The sequence below is a fragment of the Arthrobacter sp. 01T428 genome, from assembly GCF_056398685.1.
Map to the genome: position 1 here is coordinate 720,057 of NZ_JBFTPW010000001.1, position 16,133 is coordinate 736,189.

Here is a 16,133-nt window from a genome sequence, read left to right on the forward strand (position 1 = left end):
TAAGTGTTGACTAAAAGAGAAATGAGATAGCCGTGGCTGTTCCCAAGCGGAAAATGTCTCGCGCAAATACACGCGCCCGCCGTGCCCAGTGGAAGGCAACTGCCCCCAACTTGGTCAAGACCATCGAAAACGGCCAGGTTGTTTACAGCCTGCCGCACCAGGCAAAGGTCGTCACCGACTCTGCCGGGACCGCGCTGTTCCTTGAATACAAGGGCCGCAAGGTCGCAGACGTCTAAATCCGCCACAAGGCTGACAAGGATGTCTTCAACTGAAGAGCTTCTGAAGCGTCTCGGTGTCTCCATTGACGCCGAGACGCTTCGTCTTGCTCTGACACATCGTTCATACGCGTATGAAAATGGTGGGATTCCCACCAATGAGCGCCTCGAATTCCTGGGCGACTCCATCCTGGGCTTTTCCGTGACCGATTCGCTCTACCGCGACAACCCGGCGCTTCCGGAGGGCGAACTCGCGAAGCGACGCTCCGCCGTCGTCAGCACCCGCGCGCTGGCGGGTATCGGCCGGGACCTCGGCATCGGCGAATTCATCTACCTCGGGCAGGGCGAAAGGCTCACCGACGGTAAGAACAAGTCTTCAATTCTTGCGGACACCATGGAAGCGCTCATCGGCGCCACGTATCTTTCCAACGACATTGAGACCGCCCGGCAGCTCGTGATGCGGCTCGTTGGACCCTTGCTCAAGGATGCGGCAGCCCTCGGCGCCGGCACCGACTGGAAGACCAGCATGCAGGAGCTTGCCGCAAGCCGTCAGCTCGGGTCCATCTACTATGCAGTCGAAGGCTCCGGCCCGGACCACGCGCGCAGCTTTGAGGCAGTGCTCCAGATCGGCGGCACCGCCTACGGCAAAGGCACGGGCCACTCCAAAAAGGAAGCCGAGCAGGAAGCCGCAGCAGATGCGTGGCGCACCCTTAACAGCAAGGTCGCGCTGAATGGCAAAGCCGACTCTCCGGCTGATCCCGCGCACAGCGCCTGATTCTTCACATGCCGGAACTGCCCGAAGTCGAAGTGGTCCGCCGCGGCCTGGCACGCTGGGTGCGCGGCCGGACCATCACTGACGTGGAGGTGCTTGATCCCCGTTCCATCCGCCGTCACGCGTTGGGCACGGAAGACTTCATCGGGAACCTTGAGAACTCCACGGTTTTGGATGTCGTCCGGCGCGGCAAGTTCCTGTGGATGCCGCTGAGGACCGAGGAACCCCGCAGCACCGGCGAGGCCGTGTCCGGCGACGCGATGCCCGGCGTCGCGGTCCCCGGCGTCGCGCTGATGGCGCACCTCGGTATGAGCGGGCAGCTCCTCATGCAGGATCCGGGGGTTCCGGACGAGAAGCACCTCAAAGTCCGCTTCCGCCTCAGCACGTCGGATGGCATGCCGGAGCAGTTGCGGTTCGTGGACCAACGGATCTTCGGCGGACTGTTTGTCACCTCGCTTGTACCGACCTCCGACGGCGGTCCCGGCGGCCAGGGCGAGACACCCCTCCCGGAAATTGCCGAAGAAGCCTCGCACATCGCCCGCGATCCGCTGGACCCGCACTTTTCCTTTGACGACTTCTACCGCAAGGTCAAAGCCCGCAAGACCGGGCTCAAGCGGGCCCTGTTGGATCAGGGAGTCATCTCCGGGATAGGCAACATCTACGCCGACGAATCGCTCTGGCGGGCCAAGCTGCACTATGCCAAACCGACAGACACCCTCAAGCGGGCCGATGCCGTGAGGCTCGTCGATGCCGCGAAGGAAGTCATGAGCGACGCCCTCGCAGCCGGCGGGACGAGCTTCGATTCGCTTTACGTCAATGTCAACGGAGTTTCGGGATACTTCGCCCGGTCCTTGGATGCCTATGGACGGGCGGGCGAGCCGTGCAGGCGGTGTTCCGCCGTTGGACTTCCGGGTGTGATCAAACGCGAGCAATTCATGAACCGCTCCTCGTACACGTGCCCGATCTGCCAGCCGAAGCCGCGCAACGGCCGCTGGTAGCGCGGATTCGCCGGTTTGCCCCGCAAATCCGGGGATTTCCGCCGTCGGGCAGTAGATTGAGAACGGGAATTCAGCCACTCAGGAGATCCGAAACACCTTGCATCTGAAAAGTTTGACTGTCCGGGGATTCAAGTCGTTCGCGTCGGCCACGACGTTCGACTTCGAGCCGGGCGTCACCGCCGTTGTTGGCCCCAACGGTTCGGGCAAGTCCAATGTGGTTGACGCGCTGGCCTGGGTCATGGGCGAACAGGGCGCCAAGACCCTGCGCGGCGGCAAAATGGAAGACGTCATCTTCGCCGGCACATCGGGGCGGCCTCCGCTGGGCCGCGCGCACGTTGCCCTGACGATCGACAACGCCGACGGCGCCCTGCCGATCGAGTACAGCGAAGTCACCATTTCCCGCACGCTCTTCCGGACCGGCGGATCCGAGTACGCCATCAACGGATCGCCCTGCCGCCTCCTGGACATCCAGGAATTGCTCTCGGATTCAGGCCTTGGCCGGGAGATGCATGTGATCGTGGGGCAGGGGCAGCTGGACCGCGTCCTGCACGCCACCCCCGAGGACCGCAGGGGATTCATTGAAGAAGCCGCAGGTATCCTCAAGCACCGGCGTCGCAAGGAAAAGACCGTCCGCAAGCTGGAAGCCATGCAGGCGAACCTGCAACGCCTTGGTGACCTCACGGCGGAAATCCGTCGCCAACTCACGCCGCTGGGCAAACAGGCCGAAGTCGCCCGCCGCGCCCAGACCGTGCAGTTCGACGTCCGCGACGCCAAGTCCCGGCTGCTGGCCGATGATCTCGTCCGGCACACCCGGGCGTTGGAGAAGGATGTCGCCGACGAGGCCGCGTTGAAAGAGCGCCGCGAGGTAGTAGAAGCGGAGCTCGCCGCAGGCCGCCAACGCCAGATCCGCCTCGAGCAGCTCGCGGCCGAGGCGACACCCCGGCTCAATGCGGCCAGGGACGATTGGTACCAGCTGTCCGCAACCAGGGACCGGCTCCGCGCCCTGGGATCGCTCGCGACCGAGCGTCGCCGCCTCCTTGGCGCCTCCGACGCCGCCCCGGATTCAGGCCGCGATCCGGACCATCTGGACCGGCAGGCCGCCCGGGTCCGGCAGGAACAATCGGAGCTCGAGCACGACATCCTGGCGAAGCAAGCGGGCCTGCTTGAGGCAACCGCAGCCAAACAGGACGCCGAGAACCTGGCCGCCGCCGAAGACAAACGCCTGACTGCCGTGTTGCGGGCCGCCGCCGATCGCCGTGAAGGCCTCGCGAAACTCGTCGGTCAATTGGCCGCCGCACGCTCCCGGGCCGAGGCGGCCGAGGCTGAGCGGGGCAGGCTCAGGGAATCGCTGGCAGCCGGTGAGGAACGTCGTCGCCACGCGCAAAGCGAATTTACGACCCTCGAGTCGCAAGTGGCCGGCGTCGAAGACGGCGAAGAAAGCCTCGACGCCGAATACGAAGACGCAAGCGCCCTTCTTGACGAGATCAACGCCGAGATTGAGGCGTTGAAGGCTGCCGAACGCGATGAAGTCCGCGAACGCGATGCGCTCACCGCCCGCCGTGATGCCTTGCAGCTTGGACTCAACCGCAAGGATGGCTCCTCGCGGCTTCTGTCCTCGGACCACCCCGGTGTTTTGGGCTCGCTCGCTTCCCTCCTGAGGGTGGAGCCCGGGTATGAGACTGCCGTGGCCGCAGCACTTGGCAGTGCTTCCGACGCCGTCGTGGTGGCGGACGGCGCGGGGGCCGTCGCCGCGATGCGGCTCTTGAAGGACGCCGACGCCGGACGCGCCTCGCTTTTGGTGGCAGGCGCCGCACCCACCGCGGGTCCCGAGGCTGGCCTGCCGGAGTCGCCGATGCTGCCTGACGGCGCGCGCTGGGCCGCCGAGTTGGTGGCGGCTGACGCTCCCGAAGCGAGAGGCGTCATGACCCTCCTGGCGTCCACCGCCGTCGTCGACGACTTGGAAACGGCGGCCAGCCTCATTGCCGGCAACCCGGGGCTTACCGCAGTGACCCGGGAAGGAGATGTCTTCAGGGCACTGACGGTGGACGGTGGATCGGCCACGGCGCCGTCGCTCCTTGAAGTCCAGGCCGCAGTGGACGACGCCGATGCCCGGCTCCTGGAGCTCGCCACCCGTCTTGAGCGGGGAAAGTTCGCCCTGGCTGGAGCCGAAGCACGCCGGGCCGATGCCCAGGAACGGGCGAACGCGGCGCTCGACAAACTCCACGATTCGGATGCCCGCCTGGCTGCCGTCGCCGAACGGCTCGGCCACCTGAATTCCCAGTTGCGCAGCGCCGTCGCGGAGCGCGATCGAATGGCGGAGTCCCTCGCCAAGGCCGAACTGAACATCGCCGTGGCAGAGGAGTCCCTTGAGCTTGCGGCGGAACGGTTGGCCGCAGCAGAAGAGGCCCCCCAGGAGGAAGAGCCGTCCACGGAGCAACGCGATGCCTTGGCCAGGGCTGCCAGCGAAGCACGGTCCCGTGAGATGGAGGTCAGGCTGGGCCTGCGGAGCGCTGAAGAACAGCTCGCCGCGACCAGCAACCGGGCCGCCTCCTTGGAGCGGGCCGCCGCGAGCGAACGGCGGGCACGGGAGGAAGCTGCGCGCCGGGCCTTGCGTCGCAAAGCGCAAGCCGAGCGGGCTTCCGCCGTTGCTTCCGCCGTCGAACAGACCGTGCGTTTCGTTGACGTGTCAGTGGACCTGGCCGCCCGCGCCCGGGACGTCGCCGAGGCCGTCCGGGAGCAGCGCGAAAAGGAACTCGCTGATGTCCGGAGCAGCAATGAGAAGTTGGCCCAGGAGCTGGCGGGACTGACGGACTCCGTCCACCGCGACGAACTCGCGCGAGCCCAGCAACGGCTCAGGATCGAAGCGCTGGAAACCCGAGCCATCGAGGAGCTTGGCCTGTCGGCGGAACAACTCGTGGCCGACTTCGGTCCGGAGCAGCCCGTTCCCGTGCCCGCGGCTGCCGTGGACAAGTGGGCCGAACTCCGCGCGCCGGTGGACGAGGACGGGAACGCCATCGTCGAGGGTGTTCCCTTCGTCCGCGCCGAGCAGGAGAAACGGCTCCGCAAGGCCGAAAGGGACCTCGCAGCCCTTGGCAAAGTGAACCCCCTGGCGCTTGAGGAATTCGCCGCACTCGAGGAGCGCCACCAATTCCTGAGCACGCAGCTGGAAGACCTCAAGTCCAGTCGCAAGGACCTTTTGGACATCATCAAGGAGGTGGACAACCGCGTCCAGCAGGTCTTTGCCGAGGCCTTCGCCGATACCTCCAAACAGTTCGACCACGTCTTTGCGCGGCTCTTCCCCGGCGGTGAAGGCAAGTTGGTGCTGACGGACCCTGATGACATGCTGACCACCGGAATCGAGGTGGAGGCTCGGCCTGCCGGGAAGAAGATCAAGCGGTTGTCCTTGCTTTCCGGTGGCGAACGGTCGTTGACGGCTGTCGCGCTGCTCGTGGCGATTTTCAAGGCGCGGCCTTCGCCGTTCTACGTCATGGACGAAGTGGAAGCCGCGTTGGACGATACGAACCTGGGCAGGCTGATCACGATTTTCGAAGAGCTGCGCGAGTCCAGCCAGCTGATTGTCATTACGCACCAGAAGCGGACCATGGAAGTCGCGGACGCCCTCTACGGAGTGACTATGCGGGGCGACGGCGTGTCCACCGTCATCAGCCAAAGGCTCGGTGCCGAGGTCTAGCTTTGTGAGAAGCTAGGGGAGTGAACGATCTCCTCCCCATTATTTTGTCCATTGTCGCTGCCATCGTGGTGGTCGGAGGGCTGATTCCTGTCCTGCTCAAGGCGCGGAAGTCCTCCTCGACTTACGCTGGAACGCGCGACGCCAACGACCCCGCCGACAGGGCGCCGGCAGGCGGCGGAACGATCGTCGACGACGCCCCCGGGACCGCGCCGGATCGCACGGCGCCCGGGCCCGTCGTCGAACCCGCCGACCTCGCCGTACCGGAGACCGACGTTCCGGACGACGCCGTGGGACTGGAACTTATCCAGGTGGAGACCCCTGCGCCTGTCGAGGGCCGCCTCAACCGGCTTCGCGCGCGGTTGGTCAAATCGAACAGCATTCTCGGGAAGGGTCTCCTGGCCCTACTTTCGAGCGACAAGATCGACGAAAACGTCTGGGACGAAGTCGAAGAGACACTGCTGCTCGCCGACCTCGGCACCGAGCCCACCATGCAGCTGGTCGATGCCCTGCGTGCGCGGGTCAAGGTCCAAGGCACCCGTAGCCCCGAGGATGTCAAGGCCCTCCTGCGCGAGGAACTCATCAAGCTCGTGGATCCCACGATGGACCGCAGCCTGAACGTGGAACGCAAGGGCGCCCACCCGGCCATCATGATCGTCGTCGGCGTCAACGGGGTGGGCAAGACCACCACCGTCGGCAAGCTGGCGCGCGTTCTCGTCGCCGAAGACAAGGACGTCCTGCTGGGCGCCGCCGACACCTTCCGCGCAGCGGCTGCCGAGCAGCTCGCTACGTGGGGCCAGCGTGTCGGCGTCGCAACCGTCAGGTCGCACGTCGTCGGCGCAGACCCAGCCTCTGTCGCCTATGAAGCCGTCAAGTCCGGCATTGAGCAGGAAGTGGATGTCGTCATGATCGACACCGCCGGCCGCTTGCAAAACAAGGTTGGCCTCATGGACGAGCTCAGCAAGGTCAAGCGCGTCATCGAGAAGCTGGCCGAAGTGGACGAAGTCCTGCTCGTACTGGATGCGACCACCGGACAGAACGGCCTGAACCAGGCCAAGGTCTTCTCCGAGGTGGTCAACATCACGGGAATCGTGCTTACGAAGCTGGACGGTACCGCGAAGGGCGGGATCGTCGTCGCGATCCAAAAGGCCCTCGGCGTGCCGGTCAAGCTTGTTGGACTGGGCGAAGGCCCGGACGACCTCGCGCCGTTCGAGGCCGAAGCCTTCGTCGACGCCCTGCTCAACTAGGCGCATCCAGCCCAACTAACTAGCAGTTGTTGTCGTTTTCAAGGCGCTTAACGACATCTACTGCTAGCTAGTTGGGTGAGTCGACGCTTTCCTGGCCGCGCTGCATCGGCTCGCGTGCCGCGGACCAGCCGACGGCGGCGAGCAGGAGGATGCCGCCGGTTGCGCCGAAGGCCCAGCCGTAGCCAAGTCCATCAGCCACGAGGCCGACGAGGACAGGGCCAACAATAGCTCCGGCGTCGGAGGCCATCTGGAAAGCCGCCAGCACCTTGCCGCCGGAACGGCCACGGCCGATGATGTCCCCGACGGCGGCCTGCTGGGCCGGGTTCAGCAAGCCGGAGCCGAAGCCGGCAGCAGCCGACGCAGCGAAAAACGCGGGAAGATTGCCGGTCAACCCGATGGTCGCGGTGGCCAGGCCGGTGACTATCAAGCCCAGCAGCATCATGGGCTTCCGGCCGAAACTATCAGCCATGCGGCCGGAGAAGGTCAGCGCCAGCGCGTTTCCTCCCGCGAACACGGCCAGCGCCCAACCCGCCGAGGCGGAGCCTCCGGCCAGCACAACCACTGCGAACAAGGGGACAGTGGCCATTCGCACGCCGAAGGTCGCCCAGCCATTGCTGAAACTGGAGAACAGGGCGGCCCGGTAGGCAGAATCGCCCAAAGCCTCCTTCATGCGCATTGCCGGCCCCGCCGCGCCGCCTTGCTTCGCTCCCCCTGAACGTCCCGTCAACTGCGTGCGAACAACCAAGGCCGCCAGGACCAAGGCTGCCGCGTAGGCGAGGAAGGGGACGCGCAGGCCGAAGCCGGCCAGCAGCCCGCCAACCACGGGACCCAGGACGCTGCCGATCAGGAATGCGGAGGCATACGCGCCGGAGACCCGTCCGCGGCTTTCCGGAGGGGCGAGCCTGATCAAGAGGCCCATCGCCGCAACCGTGAACATCACGGAACCGGCTCCGCCAAGGCCCCGGAAGACCAGCAGCTGCCAATAGTTCTGGGCGAAGGCGCAGGCTGCAGTCGACGCAGCCACAATCAGCAACCCTGCGATGTACACGGGACGCTCGCCGAACCGACCCATCAGGGCACCCCCGGCCGGAGCGAACACCAAGCGCATGAACGCGAAAATGCTCACGATCACCGCGGCTGCCGTTGCTCCGACGTCGAACGTCGTGGCGAACTGGGGGAGTACGGGCGCCACGAGGCCGAAACCCAGGGCAATCAGGAACGCTGCCGCCAACATCACCTTGATGTCCCGTGGCATTGCAGCCTTCGCGGCCCTCGCTCCTTGATTGGCGGGGGATTCGGGGCTTGCAGTCATGGTGTCGGGGTCCTCTGGGTAGTACGAGCGCGGGGAAAGTGGAACTGACGAAACATATCCGTAACAAGGGTGATATGCACCATTTACGTTCGAGAAGTTCTTGTAACAGCCCCGCAATCTAAAACCTTCGCAGGTGAAACACTGCCCCGCAAAACTCTTATGTAGAACGCAAATGCGTTGGGACAGGCGGCTCAGCCCGCAACTAAAAGCAGAGAGGACGTAGACATGGACTTCACCGCCGGTCTCGTTTGGCTCCTGGTCGCATCAGCCTTCGTGCTGTTCATGACCCCGGGCCTGGCATTCTTCTATGGCGGCATGACCCGTGCCAAGGCCGCCCTGAACATGATGATGATGAGCTTCATCGCCATCGGCACAGTGACCCTCGTATGGGTCCTGTGGGGCGCCTCGATGTCCACAAGCAACACGGACAACTTCTTCCAGATCTTCGCGAATCCGTTCAGCCACTTCGGTCTGCACAACTTCACCGATCCGGCAGACCTCCTCCACGTTGGATACGCCGCAACCTTCGCGATCATCACCGTCGCCCTCATCTCCGGTGCCATCGCGGACCGCGCCAAGTTCTCGGCCTGGACGCTGTTTACCCCGATCTGGGCCACCCTCGTCTACGCACCCCTGGCCTACATGGTCTGGGGCGGCGGCCTCTTCTCGGCAACCGGCTGGTTCGGCCAGACTTTCGCTCCCGTCATCGACTTCGCCGGTGGCACCGTGGTGCACATCAACGCCGGTGTGGCCGGCCTCATCCTCGTCCTGATCATCGGCAACCGCAAGGGCTTCGGCAAGGACCCGAACCACCGCCCGCACAACGTGCCCCTGGTCATGCTCGGTGCAGCCATCCTCTGGTTCGGCTGGTTCGGCTTCAACGCCGGTGCCGCCGCAAACGTGCAGCAGGCTGGCCTGATCTGGATCAACACGCTCGTCGCACCGGCAGCGGCCATGCTCGGCTGGCTTGTCGTGGAGCGCATCCGTGACGGCCACCCCACGTCGCTTGGTGCGGCATCGGGCGTCGTCGCCGGCCTGGTTGCCATCACCCCGGCTTGCGCCAACGTTTCCCCGCTCGGCGCCATCGCACTCGGTATTGCAGCCGGCGTCGCCTCGGCCCTTGCTGTCGGCCTGAAGTTCAAGCTCGGCTACGACGACTCCCTGGACGTCGTCGGCGTCCACCTGGTGTCCGGCATCATCGGCACCGTGGCCATCGGCTTCCTCGCCACCCCGACCCAGGGTCCCGCAGGCCTGTTCTACGGCGGGGGGACCACCCAGCTGGTTGCACAGTCGCTCGCAGCGCTTTGCTCGATCGTCTTCACCGGCGTGATGACGTTCATCATCGCCTACCCGATCCACAAGCTCATGGGCTTCCGCATCTCCGAACGCCAGGAGATCGCCGGTGCAGACCTCAGCCTGCACGCCGAGACGGCGTACGAGTTCGGTGTCGGCGGCCACGGCGGAAGCTTCCAGCCCCTTCACGACCTCATCACCGGCAAGGTATCGTCCGAAGCAGCTGACGAAGCATCCGTATCAGGCAAGGAGAGTGTCCAGGCATGAAACTCATTACGGCGATCGTCCGCCCGGAGAAGCTCGACGCCATCCGCGAGGGGCTCGAAGCATACGGGGTACAGGGACTGACGGTCAGCGCGGCCAGCGGCTACGGCCGGCAGCGTGGTTACACCGAGGTGTACCGCGGGGCCGAGTACAACGTGGATCTGCTTCCCAAGATCCGCGTGGAGGTCCTGGCCACGGATGAGCAGGCAGACGACATCCTCGATGTCCTGATTGCTTCCTCCAATACCGGCCGTGCCGGTGACGGCAAGGTCTGGACCGTGGACGTCTACGAAGCAGTCCGTGTCCGCACGGGCGAGCGAGGCGCAGCAGCCATCTAAGGCCCAACGCAAAGGAGGGGCCGGATACCTGGAAAGGTACCCGGCCCCTCTTGCGTGTGCCCTTGCGCAGGAGCGCAGGAGCGTGGCCGCCTGGTTAGTCCCCGACGGCGGTGGGCCAGTCCACGGGACCCGGCCCGCCGGCGTCGTACTTTTCGAGCGGCACGGAATCCTTGGCCCAGGCCTTGAGCACGGGCTCGATGATCCGCCAGCAGTCGACGGCGGTGTCGCCGCGCACCGAGAGCAGCGGATCGCCGGTAATGACGCCTTCCAACACTTCTCCGTAGGGCAGCAGATCGGAGGCATTCAGTTCTGCGTTGAGCGTCACTCGATCGAGAGTAAAGATATTTCCGGGACCGTTGACGTCGACGTCGATCTGCAAGGTGTCAGGACCGAAGCCGATGCGCAGCTGGTTGGGGGAGTCCACACCCTCGAATCCGGACGGCAGGTGCGGGACGGGCCGGAAGGTGACGATCGCCTCTTTCCGCGCGGCACCCAAAGCCTTTCCCGAGCGCAGGATGAAGGGGACGCCTTTCCAGCGCCAGTTATCGATTCCCACTTCGACTTCTGCTAGCGTCTCCGTTTCCCGTGCAGGGTCCACGCCCGCTTCGGCGACATAGTCCGGCACGTCCCGGTCGCCGATCCGGCCGGCGGTGTAGCGCGCCCGTCGGGTGGACTTCTTGTAGGGCGCGGTGATGCTGCTCGCACGCAGCACCGTTGAAATGGCGTCGCGGAGATCGCGCTCGCCGATGGTGGAGGGGGCATCGATGGCAAGCAATGCCATGATGTGGAGCAAATGGCTCTGGATCATGTCCTTGAGGGCGCCGGCTCCGTCGTAGTAGCGGGCACGCCCTTCGAGTGCGAGGTCTTCGTCGAAGATGATCTCCACTTTTTCGATGTGGTCCCGGTTCCACACCGGCTCCAGGAACCTGTTGGCGAAGCGCAGGCCCAGGATGTTGAAGACGGTGGCCTTGCCAAGGAAGTGGTCCACGCGGTGGATGTGGTCTTCCGGGACCAAAGCGGCGAGGGTCTTGTTGAGTTCACGGGCGGATTCGGAGCTGGATCCGAAGGGTTTCTCCATCACCAGGCTAGTTTCGGGAGGGAGCTGCTGGGCGGTGAGGACCTCGCAGGCCTTCTGGCTGATGTGTGGAGGCAAAGCGAAATAGACGGCGATTGGTGCTTCAAGCCCGGCCAGGAGCGTCGCGAGCTGGCCGTCCGCCGTGACATCCACTTGATGGTATTCGGTACTTTTCTCCAGTGCCGCGATTGCTTTCTTGCCTGCGGCACTTGCACCCTTGGCTGCCTCCTCGAAGGCGTCGCCCACGCGTTTGGCCCATTGTTCGGGCGTCCATGGGTCGGAGCCCGCTCCGACAAGCTTCAGGCCGTCCGCGAGGCCGCTTGCCACGAGCCTGGCGAGGCCCGGCAACAGCAATCGGCCCGTCAGATCTCCGGAGGCGCCTAGGATGAGCAACGTATTTACTGTTGTTTTGCTGGTCACTGTGCCAGCATGCCATCTTGCAGGCGCGTCTTGGTACCCTAGATAGTCGAGTCCCTCAGTTGAGTCAGATTTGTTTGGGGCAGGAATCGTCAAGATATTGGTGCGTCGGAACGGCCGCCATTCGTAGACCATTGAAAGAAGTGCACGGCGCGTGTTCAATTCACTCTCTGACCGGTTGACAGCAACCTTCAAGAATCTCCGTGGCAAGGGCCGCCTCACTGAGGCCGACGTCGACGCCACCGTCCGCGAGATCAGGCGTGCCCTTTTGGACGCCGACGTTGCCGTGCCCGTGGTCCGCGAGTTCACCGGCCGCATCCGTGAACGCGCCTTGGGCGCCGAAGTTTCCGCGGCACTGAACCCGAGCCAGCAGATCGTCAAGATCGTCAATGAGGAACTCCAGGAGATCCTCGGCGGCGAGACCCGCCGTATCCGCTTGGCGAAGACCGGGCCCACCATCATCATGCTCGCCGGCTTGCAGGGTGCGGGTAAGACCACCCTCGCGGGCAAGCTTGCCAAATGGCTCAAGGCGCAAGGCCACAGCCCTGTGCTCGTTGCCGCCGACCTCCAGCGTCCAAACGCCGTTACGCAGCTCCAGATTGTCGGCGAACGGGCCGGCGTACCTGTGTTCGCTCCGCACCCCGGCACCACCTCGGATCTGGATGTTCCCACCGGCGACCCCGTCGCCGTCGCACGCGCCGGCGTCGACGAAGCCCGGCAGAAGCTGCACGACGTCGTGATCGTGGACACCGCGGGACGCCTCGGCGTCGACGCCGAAATGATGGACCAGGCGCGCCGTATCCGCCAGGCGATCATCCCGAACGAAGTGCTGTTCGTCATCGACTCCATGATCGGCCAGGACGCCGTCAACACGGCAGTTGCCTTCGACGAAGGCGTCAACTTCACCGGCGTCGTGCTGTCGAAGCTCGACGGCGACGCCCGCGGTGGTGCCGCGCTCTCGGTCGCGTCCGTCACCGGCAAGCCGGTCATGTTCGCATCCACCGGCGAAGGCCTGGACGACTTCGAACTGTTCCACCCGGACCGCATGGCTTCCCGCATCCTCGACATGGGTGACGTTCTCACCCTGATCGAACAGGCCGAGAAGAACTGGGACAAGGATGAAGCGGCCCGGATGGCGAAGAAGTTCGCCGACCAGGAAGACTTCACCCTGGACGACTTCCTCGCCCAGATGCAGCAGATCCGCAACATGGGCTCCATGAAGAAAATGCTCATGATGATGCCGGGTGCGCAGAACATCCGCCAGCAGCTGGAGCAGTTCGACGAGCGGGAAATCGATCGCGTGGAGGCGATTGTCCGCTCCATGACCCCGCACGAGCGTCTGGCTCCGAAGATCATCAACGGCTCCCGTCGGGCCCGCATCGCCCGTGGTTCCGGTGTGCACGTCTCCGAGGTCAACGGCCTCCTGGAGCGTTTTGCGCAGGCCCAGAAGATGATGAAGAAGCTGGCCCAGGGCGGCGGCATGCCCGGGATGCCTGGCATGCCCGGCCTCGGTGGCGGGTCCCGCAAGGCAAGCAAGAATGCGCCCAAGAAGAAGGCCCGTTCCGGAAACCCCGCCAAGGCTGCCCAGGAACTGCGCGACGCCGAGAACAAGCGGGCGAACGCCGTCCGCACCGGCGCGGCATTCGGCCAGCCTTCCGGCGACTTCGACCCCTCACAGCTGAACCTGCCCAAGGGCTTCGACAAGTTCCTCGGTAAGTAGCTATCCCACCCAACTGGCTAGCAGTAGGTGTCGTTTTGACCCCTCAGAACGACAACAACTGCTAGTGAGTTGGGTTGTCAGCCCCGTGCCATAGGCTGGGGGGATGCAAAAGCAGCGCGTCGTGTTCGTCCATGGAGCAGGCACATTCGGCGCTGCGGCGTGGCCGAAACAGCATGGCATGGCGCTGGCGTACGATGCACTGTTCCTGAAACGCCACGGCTTTGATGCGCAGACCGAGCCTTTGGAATCCGATGTTGCAGCCGATGTGGAGATTATCCTCGAGTGCCTCGGAGCTCGGGAGGCCGCATCGGCCCCCGGCCCCGCGCGTGGGGGCCATGTGGTCGCGCACTCGCAAGGCGCGATTTCCGCCATGTTGGCCGCGGTGGAGCGGCCGGACCTGGTCCGCTCCCTCGTGCTGGTGGAACCGGCTTGTCTTTCCTTGACAGCTGAATTACCCGCCACCGCGGCGTACCGGGCACTCATGGAGCCGTTGTTCCGGATCCGGCACGAACTCAGCGATGACGATTACCAACGCGAATTCGTCCGCAGGGCGTTTTCTTCCGAGGCGGCTGTCCTCAGCACCCCGGAGGCCCGGCGAACCGCGCGACGCCTGCGGCTCCAGGCTCCGCCGTGGGAAGCGCCCCTGCACATTGTGCCGGGAGTTCCCACGCTTGTGCTGACCGGTGGTTGGGAACCCCTCTACGAAGAGATCGCCGGGTACTTGCAGGAAACCGGCGCCCTCCACCGCGTTGCGGCTGGAGGACACCGGCCTCATGACTCAGTTGAAGGAGACCGGATCATCCGCTCCTTCATCGCGGATGCCAGCCGCGCAGGATCAGTCCAGGCTTCCTGATCAGTTCAGGTTTCCTGACGCCGCCTCACGTTTTCCTGCGGGAACCTCAAGCTCGGGCAAGTAGACCTTGCCCCCTGATGCCAGGAACTCCTCGCTCTTTTCGCGCATGCCGCTATACATTTCCGCGATGGCCGCTTGGGAATCGGCTGAGCCGTATTCGTCGCGGATGTCCTGGCTAATGCGCATGGAGCAGAATTTTGGTCCGCACATGGAGCAGAAGTGCGCCGTCTTGGCCGGTTCTGCCGGGAGTGTCTCGTCGTGGAAGGATTCGGCCGTGACCGGATCCAACGACAGCGCGAACTGGTCACGCCAGCGGAACTCGAAGCGGGCCTTGGACAGCGCATCGTCGCGTTCGTGGGCGCCGGGGTGTCCCTTGGCCAGGTCAGCGGCGTGGGCGGCGATTTTGTACGTGATCACGCCGGTCTTGACGTCGTCCTTGTTGGGCAGGCCCAGATGTTCCTTCGGAGTGACGTAGCAGAGCATCGCGGTTCCGTAGCGTGCGATCTCCGTGGCGCCGATGGCGGAGGTGATGTGGTCGTAGCCCGGGGCGACGTCGGTGACAAGGGGGCCCAGCGTGTAGAACGGCGCGCCGTCACACAGCTCCTGCTGGCGCTCCACGTTCTCCCGCACCAAGTGGAACGGGATGTGTCCGGGGCCTTCGACCATGACCTGCACGTCGTACTGCCACGCGCGCTTCGTCAGCTCGGCCAAGGTGTCCAGCTCGGCGAACTGCGCGGCGTCGTTCGCGTCCGCCGTCGCGCCCGGGCGCAGTCCATCACCCAGCGAGAACGCGACGTCGTACTTGGCGAAGATTTCGCAGAGCTCGTCGAAGTGGGTGTAGAGGAAGTTTTCCTCGTGGTGGGCCAGGCACCAGCCCGCCATGATGGAGCCGCCACGGGAAACGATGCCCGTCACGCGGTTCGCGGTGAGCGGCACGTACCGCAGCAACACGCCGGCGTGGATGGTCATGTAGTCCACGCCCTGCTCGCACTGCTCAATGACGGTGTCGCGGAAGATTTCCCACGTGAGCTTGTTGGCTTCGCCGTTGACCTTCTCGAGGGCCTGGTAGATGGGCACGGTGCCGATCGGTACGGGGGAGTTACGGATGATCCATTCGCGGGTGGTGTGGATGTCATCGCCCGTGGACAGGTCCATGACGGTGTCGGCGCCCCATTGCGTTGCCCACTGCAACTTGTCGACCTCTTCGGCGATGGAGCTGGTGACGGCCGAGTTGCCGATATTGGCGTTGATCTTCACCAGGAACGCCTTGCCGATGATCATCGGTTCGGATTCGGGGTGGTTGATGTTGTTGGGGATGATGGCCCGGCCGGCAGCGACCTCGCTGCGGACGAGTTCCACATCGCAGTTTTCGCGAAGTGCCACGAACTGCATTTCGGGCGTGACGATGCCCTGTTTCGCGTAATGCATCTGTGTCACGGTCTTGCCGTCGACGGCGCGGCGGGGCACCGGCTGAGCCCCCTTCCACTCCGCGGAGGCGGCGCCGCGGCGGACGGCAGACTTGCCGTCGTCGAGCAGGTTCCGTTCGCGGCCGCTGTAGGCCTCAGTGTCGCCGCGGGCTTCGATCCACTCGCTGCGGAACGGTTCGAGGCCCACTACGGGATCACTCCCGGGTCCGGCGGTCCGGTACACCTGGAACGGGGCGTTGGCCTCGCCGTTGGGGGACGGTTCGAGGGCGATTTCCGTCACTGGAACCCGGATTCCCGTGTCGGCATCCTCCAGGAACGCGAGGGAATGCGACTTGAGGGAGTGGGTCACATCGTGGTCCGATCCCTTTTGGGTAGGGCTCAGCTGTGTTTCTTTGGTGCTCAAAGGATTACTCACTTCCTTCGCCGGCATTACCCGGACAGGTTCAACGGTCGCAGGCTGCATCAGCCCGATCTCAGCCCTTGCAAGGGCCCCCGTGTGGTCGTAGACGAAGCT

Annotated in this window: 12 protein-coding genes and 1 riboswitch; of the genes, 9 read left to right on the forward strand and 3 right to left on the reverse strand. The window is 64.7% G+C overall.

The window, feature by feature from the left end:
• Positions 1–32 precede the first annotated feature (32 nt).
• The 5 genes from rpmF to ftsY all read left to right on the forward strand — a co-directional run bounded on the left by rpmF (position 33) and on the right by ftsY (position 6,920).
• The gene (gene rpmF / locus AC1DJB_RS03375) at positions 33–236 is read left to right on the forward strand and encodes a 50S ribosomal protein L32 (RefSeq protein ID WP_028264646.1); all 204 of its coding nucleotides are present in this window, start codon (positions 33–35) and stop codon (positions 234–236) included.
• A gap of 22 nt (positions 237–258) precedes the next feature.
• A complete protein-coding gene (gene rnc, locus AC1DJB_RS03380) occupies positions 259–990 on the forward strand; it encodes a ribonuclease III (RefSeq protein WP_284988344.1) in 732 nt (243 codons plus the stop codon).
• Between the two features lie 8 nt (positions 991–998).
• Positions 999–1,985, forward strand: a complete 987-nt coding sequence (mutM, locus tag AC1DJB_RS03385; RefSeq protein WP_441437120.1) for a bifunctional DNA-formamidopyrimidine glycosylase/DNA-(apurinic or apyrimidinic site) lyase — start codon at positions 999–1,001, stop codon at positions 1,983–1,985.
• A 97-nt stretch (positions 1,986–2,082) separates the two neighbouring features.
• Complete coding sequence (smc, locus tag AC1DJB_RS03390) at positions 2,083–5,676, forward strand: chromosome segregation protein SMC (protein ID WP_441437119.1); 3,594 nt, start codon at positions 2,083–2,085, stop codon at positions 5,674–5,676.
• Between the two features lie 20 nt (positions 5,677–5,696).
• Positions 5,697–6,920, forward strand: coding sequence for a signal recognition particle-docking protein FtsY (ftsY, locus tag AC1DJB_RS03395; RefSeq protein WP_441437118.1), 1,224 nt, complete (start codon positions 5,697–5,699; stop codon positions 6,918–6,920).
• Between the two features lie 67 nt (positions 6,921–6,987).
• Here the strand turns inward: ftsY and AC1DJB_RS03400 are convergent, their stop codons facing one another.
• Positions 6,988–8,232, reverse strand: coding sequence for an MFS transporter (locus AC1DJB_RS03400; protein ID WP_441437117.1), 1,245 nt, complete (start codon positions 8,230–8,232; stop codon positions 6,988–6,990).
• 225 nt (positions 8,233–8,457) lie between these two features.
• Between AC1DJB_RS03400 and AC1DJB_RS03405 the strand changes: the two genes are divergently transcribed.
• Both AC1DJB_RS03405 and AC1DJB_RS03410 read left to right on the forward strand, forming a co-directional pair.
• Entirely contained in the window at positions 8,458–9,792 is a 1,335-nt protein-coding gene (locus AC1DJB_RS03405; RefSeq protein WP_059387668.1) for an ammonium transporter, read from the forward strand.
• Positions 9,789–10,127, forward strand: a complete 339-nt coding sequence (locus AC1DJB_RS03410) for a P-II family nitrogen regulator (protein ID WP_028264639.1) — start codon at positions 9,789–9,791, stop codon at positions 10,125–10,127. The genes AC1DJB_RS03405 and AC1DJB_RS03410 overlap by 4 nt, the downstream gene beginning before the upstream one ends.
• A gap of 94 nt (positions 10,128–10,221) precedes the next feature.
• Here AC1DJB_RS03410 and AC1DJB_RS03415 read toward each other — a convergent pair whose 3' ends face one another.
• Positions 10,222–11,622: a glucose-6-phosphate dehydrogenase gene (locus AC1DJB_RS03415; protein ID WP_441437116.1), complete on the reverse strand. Its 1,401-nt coding sequence runs from the start codon at positions 11,620–11,622 to the stop codon at positions 10,222–10,224.
• 151 nt (positions 11,623–11,773) lie between these two features.
• Between AC1DJB_RS03415 and ffh the strand changes: the two genes are divergently transcribed.
• Together ffh and AC1DJB_RS03425 are read left to right on the forward strand one after the other, a co-directional pair.
• Positions 11,774–13,339: a signal recognition particle protein gene (gene ffh / locus AC1DJB_RS03420; RefSeq protein ID WP_284988338.1), complete on the forward strand. Its 1,566-nt coding sequence runs from the start codon at positions 11,774–11,776 to the stop codon at positions 13,337–13,339.
• A 103-nt stretch (positions 13,340–13,442) separates the two neighbouring features.
• Positions 13,443–14,192 (forward strand): alpha/beta hydrolase, encoded by a 750-nt coding sequence (locus tag AC1DJB_RS03425; RefSeq protein ID WP_441437115.1) that lies wholly within the window; start codon positions 13,443–13,445, stop codon positions 14,190–14,192.
• On the opposite strand, the gene thiC is transcribed toward AC1DJB_RS03425, so the two are convergent.
• Positions 14,193–16,022: a phosphomethylpyrimidine synthase ThiC gene (gene thiC / locus AC1DJB_RS03430; protein ID WP_441437114.1), complete on the reverse strand. Its 1,830-nt coding sequence runs from the start codon at positions 16,020–16,022 to the stop codon at positions 14,193–14,195.
• A riboswitch (TPP riboswitch) is annotated at positions 16,018–16,125 on the reverse strand. It overlaps the preceding gene by 5 nt.
• Between the last annotated feature and the right edge of the window lie 8 nt (positions 16,126–16,133).

What these genes read in the sequence shown, in the direction of transcription:
- rnc (WP_284988344.1), top strand. Translation starts at nt 259, where the DNA reads ATGTCTTCAACTGAAGAGCTTCTGAAGCGTCTCGGTGTCTCCATTGAC.
- mutM (WP_441437120.1), top strand. Translation starts at nt 999, where the DNA reads ATGCCGGAACTGCCCGAAGTCGAAGTGGTCCGCCGCGGCCTGGCACGC.
- AC1DJB_RS03400 (WP_441437117.1), bottom strand. Translation starts at nt 8,232, where the DNA reads ATGACTGCAAGCCCCGAATCCCCCGCCAATCAAGGAGCGAGGGCCGCG.
- AC1DJB_RS03405 (WP_059387668.1), top strand. Translation starts at nt 8,458, where the DNA reads ATGGACTTCACCGCCGGTCTCGTTTGGCTCCTGGTCGCATCAGCCTTC.
- AC1DJB_RS03410 (WP_028264639.1), top strand. Translation starts at nt 9,789, where the DNA reads ATGAAACTCATTACGGCGATCGTCCGCCCGGAGAAGCTCGACGCCATC.
- AC1DJB_RS03425 (WP_441437115.1), top strand. Translation starts at nt 13,443, where the DNA reads ATGCAAAAGCAGCGCGTCGTGTTCGTCCATGGAGCAGGCACATTCGGC.